This window comes from Nostoc sp. CHAB 5715, assembly GCF_020829685.1.
GTDB lineage: Bacteria > Cyanobacteriota > Cyanobacteriia > Cyanobacteriales > Nostocaceae > Nostoc.
Genome location: NZ_JAIVFR010000631.1, coordinates 1 through 4533 on the forward strand (window position 1 = coordinate 1; position 4533 = coordinate 4533).

4 protein-coding genes are annotated in these 4533 nt (G+C 46.8%); 3 read left to right on the forward strand and 1 reads right to left on the reverse strand.

What is annotated here, in order from left to right; genetic code table 11:
• Positions 1-227: 227 nt before the first annotated feature.
• Positions 228-824 (reverse strand): hypothetical protein, encoded by a 597-nt coding sequence (locus tag LC574_RS27750; protein ID WP_229456893.1) that lies wholly within the window; start codon positions 822-824, stop codon positions 228-230.
• Between the two features lie 249 nt (positions 825-1073).
• Between LC574_RS27750 and LC574_RS27755 the strand changes: the two genes are divergently transcribed.
• The 3 genes from LC574_RS27755 (at position 1074) to LC574_RS27765 (ending at position 4439) form a co-directional block, all read left to right on the forward strand.
• Positions 1074-1337: a hypothetical protein gene (locus LC574_RS27755; RefSeq protein WP_094345164.1), complete on the forward strand. Its 264-nt coding sequence runs from the start codon at positions 1074-1076 to the stop codon at positions 1335-1337.
• A 258-nt stretch (positions 1338-1595) separates the two neighbouring features.
• Entirely contained in the window at positions 1596-3221 is a 1626-nt protein-coding gene (locus tag LC574_RS27760) for a hypothetical protein (protein WP_229456894.1), read from the forward strand.
• Positions 3222-3332: 111 nt separating this feature from the next.
• Positions 3333-4439, forward strand: coding sequence for a hypothetical protein (locus tag LC574_RS27765; protein ID WP_229456895.1), 1107 nt, complete (start codon positions 3333-3335; stop codon positions 4437-4439).
• The last annotated feature ends 94 nt before the right edge of the window (positions 4440-4533 follow it).

A 4533-nucleotide genomic window follows, 5' to 3' on the forward strand; every position in this document is an offset into this window, starting at 1 on the left:
AAGCTCCGCCAACGTAAACCAGATTGTATCCAAGGATTTCCATGACCTCTGCGTTGGGATCGGTTGGAGGTAGGAGTATCTTGTCAAGAGACTCTTCCAACTGAGTCTGTTGAAGAGAAAACGTGGTAATCATATTCTGTGACATGATGATTTGGATTGTCTAAATTTCGTTTGAGCGGCGATTGCATTTGTCTTGGACTGCAACCGCCCTTTCTCACTTGCAACAACTAAGCAACTGCTGGTCGAACTCCCAAAAGTGCTATCGCTCCAACTGCCGTCTGAGCAACCCCATCCAAACCATACTTCCTGGGGTTGGAATACCACTCTTGTCCGTTACACCAAACGTTGCCTACAAAATGCCTATTTCGGTAGACTTTCGTGCCGAATACTAGATAATCAATCTCGCCGTGGTACAAACCGAAAACAGTGCAAGCATCTTTCAGTTCAGTTTCCAATCGCTGGTTCCGTTCTCGTGGTGTCTCTGGCAAAGTTGCTTTTACCTGCGCGACTCTTGTAGCGAACCAATCGCGGTCAAAGGGTAGCCGTCCGCCACCGACTAACTGCACCCATACGGTAATCCCGCCTTCGATCCAGATGGTGCGAACTGATTCGGGTTTCACCTGAATAATCTCGCCAATGATGCGGCGGTCACGAGCGGTCAGGGGGTCTTGGGTTGTGGCTACAGCTTCGGCTTGGGTTTCCAGGTGGCTATATAGTTCTGCTTGGGCTAGTGCTTGCTCGTCTTTAGAAGGAGCATTGGCAACTAGTGTTTGATTTAGCTTGAAGCTTGAGGGTGCTTGCTGTATATAGGTTGAATGCATCATAATGAGGATCTCCTGCCTCTACATGGGGTTAGGTTTTTCACAAAGGGCGATCGCTAGTTTTCCAGACAGGGTGATCGTCTTTTGTTTGTATCTTAGGAACCTAATTTATTATTATCTGCTAGCCAATGTCAAGACATAATCTAGCCAAGTAACTGATCTACATAGGCTTTAGACATTAGTATAAGTTATAGCCACTGGCTAGACCGTGCTTTATAGTGTAAATAGTTGTTTAAATTCAAAGAAGCAAAGATGGCAGACGAAAGAAAGCTTTCTACTAGGAAGCGTGGCGCTCAGATGAATGTAAGGCTTGATGAAAGTTTGTACGTCGAGTATAAAGAGTTGCTCGAAAAAGAAGGAACAAGCATGACTGAAGACATAGAAAGCTACATTAGAGGTAGACTCGGTAGGGAAGAAAGTGAAACTAATGTTGTTGATATCAGGCAAGTTATAGAAAGACAACAACAAGAAATAGCGGAGATCAAAGCAGAACTGGGAAAATTAAGGGCGGGCTAGCCGCAGAAAATCAACAACTCAAGAGTCAGCTAGAACACATGCTAGCCAGCGCCAAAAATCTCATAAATCTAGCAACAAACTCGCCCCCTATAGAACCATAGGGGGCGAAGCTTTTAAAGGGTGATGATATCTGTCTAGCCCAGTTGCTTTAATGGCTAGCCTAATGCTAGACTCAAAGCAATTATGCTGACAAATTCAAACCCCCAGCAATTGTTTTCGAGGCAGGCGCTGAGGGTAGTTCCACAAACGCTCAGGTTTATGGTTAATCAAACAATATCAAATCTTCTTGCACCATGCACAGAGGATAATACCGTTATTGACTACAATCCCGGAACAACATCGCTTTTAAATTATAGTGTTGTCAACACCAGTATCCAGGAAACCTTCACCGCCATCGACCGTTTTGAGTGGCAAGCATCCGATGAACTCCGACTGATGCGAGATAAAGGCTATTACCAAGATGGTGGACACCTTAGCTTTGAAGCTTATTGCGAAAGCGAGTTGACCAAACACGGGGGATATCGCCGGGTCAGAGATTTGCTGTCTGCGAAGAAAGTAGTTGATACTCTGCCAGAAGAACTCAGGGAAAAGATTACTAAACCATCCCAGACACGCTCCTTACTCCGGTTGGTCAAAACTCCTGACAAGTTAGAGCAAGCTGTTGCGATCGCAGCCAAAGAAAAACCCTTCCCCACTGCCGCCGATTTCGCCAAAGCAGTGCAGCAAGTCGCACCAACAATTAAACGCTCCACAAAAAGCGAAAACCCTAAAACGCAATTGTGTAATTCTGTCACTGTTTCCTCACAATTGCACCCCCGTTATGGCGAATCGGGAGTGATTGAGGCAGACGCACCAAATCACTGGCAGCAAATTGTCACCTTTGTAGATGGCGAAAGGATGTTGGTCAACAACACCGATTTGGATGCCCCAAGCGTTCCATTCCCCAGAGAACGCACTTACCCCGCAGAATATACGGAAGCGATCGCTGCTATTGAAGAACGTCATAAACAGGAGTTAGAGCGACTGGAGCAAGAACTGAGGATTGGTTTACAAGCAGAAGCAGGTGCCAGAGCCGAAGCCCAGGTACAAGAACAAATTTCATCATTGCAACAACTTTTCAAACAACAGAAAGAAGAAAATATCCAGTTACAGCAACGCCTCTCTGAAATGGAGGGGTTAAGGAAATTGGAGATTGAGAATCAACGACTCCAGCAGCGTATTCAGGATTTGGAACGCGCCGTAGAGGAACGTCCTTCTCAACAGTGGGGGAATACCATGACCCAGCAAGCGACTAAAGCGTTGAACAAGCAGGTAAAGCAGGCGTTAGAAAAGACAATTGATTTGCGATCGCTAGCTGTTGAACCTCCCAAGGAAAATGCCCAAGAATGTCTGCGGCTGATGGGCATGGCTTTGAAAAACTTAGCCAGTGCGATGAACAACACCCAAGCCTTGGAAGCTGCGGCGATAATTTTGGGAAGTGAACCGACACCATCTGCGATCGCTTACCGAGCCGAGCAATTGTCAATGTTGCCCCAAGCGGTTAGTGATATTCGGCGGGTGCTAGTTAAACCTGGGTGTACGTGGCAGGACTATTGGGCGGTGGCGCAAGAGTATGAGGTGATTAAATCAGACTACTGGGCGGAATTGACCACCCAGGAAACAGAATTAATTACCGCACTTCAAACGGCATCTACCAAACCAGACACCATTGGCGTTGGTTCTATCGTTTCTCATGCTGATCCATACCGGACTTTGTATGTCGAGAGGGGTGAGGTGGTGCAAGATTTGGGCGAGGAAGTAGTGGTGGCTTGGGATCATTGGCGAAACGAGTCCAAAAAAACTGATAGGTATTTCCGAGATGAATTGCGATTCTGGCAAGGCTAACTGATCTGTTGCCCATACCAGTAATTCTTTAGACAAGCAAATACAAGTACCAAGCCCCGCAATCACAGTGGGGGAAATTTCCGTGCGTCAACATAAAATTGAGATTGAAAGATGACTGCAACTATTACCAGACCCAAGCCCAAAAAGGCTGCTGCCGCTAAACCACAGTCACCATATAAAAGGCTTCATGTGATTATCCCGATTGAAGATATGTTGTGGGCATCGCAGCAAAGACCCTCTGTTACGCAATTGTGGCAGGAGTGCTGGACGGCTGACCCCTACGGTTCTCGGTGGATGCCCCTGACTTCTGCTTTGGGTTACAGTACTTTTATCTGTGCAAAGAAAATTCTTTCCGAAAGCGGGTTGTTTATTTTCAAGCCCGACAAGTCGATTCAAGACGGCCGAGAAACGGCTAGCTGGATGGTGAAGAATTTGCATGGTAGCCGGATGAAGGAATTTTGGGAGAAAGCCAATTCTGAAAATCAGCAACCAGATGCTAAAAAACGAGAACCAAATGCTGAAAATTCAGAGATAGATGCTGCCCCTGAAGAAATGCGTGCTTCGTATAAAGCATCTATTTTAGGTAAAAACCAGTCAGAACAAGGGCTACAGGAAACCTCACGAACTGCTCAAAAACAGCTAACGAACTCTTCAAAAGAGTTCGTTAGCTGTATCTCTGACACGCTTACACGAAATTCGCAAGTAGAGGAGACGGCTCACGCGCCCTTGGGGGGCGCGTCGCCTCTGTATGTTCAAGGCGTGTCAGAGAAGGAGGAAGACTCGCCTACGGCGAATGACTGTACATCGCTAGCGCTTGTGGATGCTGCACAGAGTCAATCCGCTTCTCTACGAGACGCTGCGCGAACGTTGTTGGCTAAAAACCAGAATTGTGGTGTTGAGCCGAAAGACTATCATGAAGGCGATTCTTCCGCCGCGCCCATTGCTCAAAATGAATTTTCTTCAAGTTCGGCGATCGCTAATCAAGCTCAGGCGCAAGTAGAACAGGTTTATTCTGCTTCCTTATCGGGAGAAAATCAAGTCTCTGGTGTTGAAGTGAAAGCGGATAAAGAAAGCGAAAGTTCCGCGCCGCCCGTGCCACAAACTGAAAAATGGTCGCATGAGGCGATAGTTGCAAGGGCAAATATGCGACCGGAGCGTATGCAGAAACTGAAAGTTGCGACGAATTCGGTTCAATCGTGGGATACTGCCCTCAGTTAATCTGATGAGCAGCAGTGATAATTGCACTTGTTTGAGCTTGGCGAAATACCTGGGTCAACCGCACCACCGGAACTCGCCCAGAATTGATTAGGTC

Excerpts from the sequence above, each read along its gene's own strand:
- LC574_RS27750 (WP_229456893.1), bottom strand. The coding sequence starts at position 824 with ATGATGCATTCAACCTATATACAGCAAGCACCCTCAAGCTTCAAGCTA.
- LC574_RS27755 (WP_094345164.1), top strand. The coding sequence starts at position 1,074 with ATGGCAGACGAAAGAAAGCTTTCTACTAGGAAGCGTGGCGCTCAGATG.
- LC574_RS27760 (WP_229456894.1), top strand. The coding sequence starts at position 1,596 with ATGGTTAATCAAACAATATCAAATCTTCTTGCACCATGCACAGAGGAT.
- LC574_RS27765 (WP_229456895.1), top strand. The coding sequence starts at position 3,333 with ATGACTGCAACTATTACCAGACCCAAGCCCAAAAAGGCTGCTGCCGCT.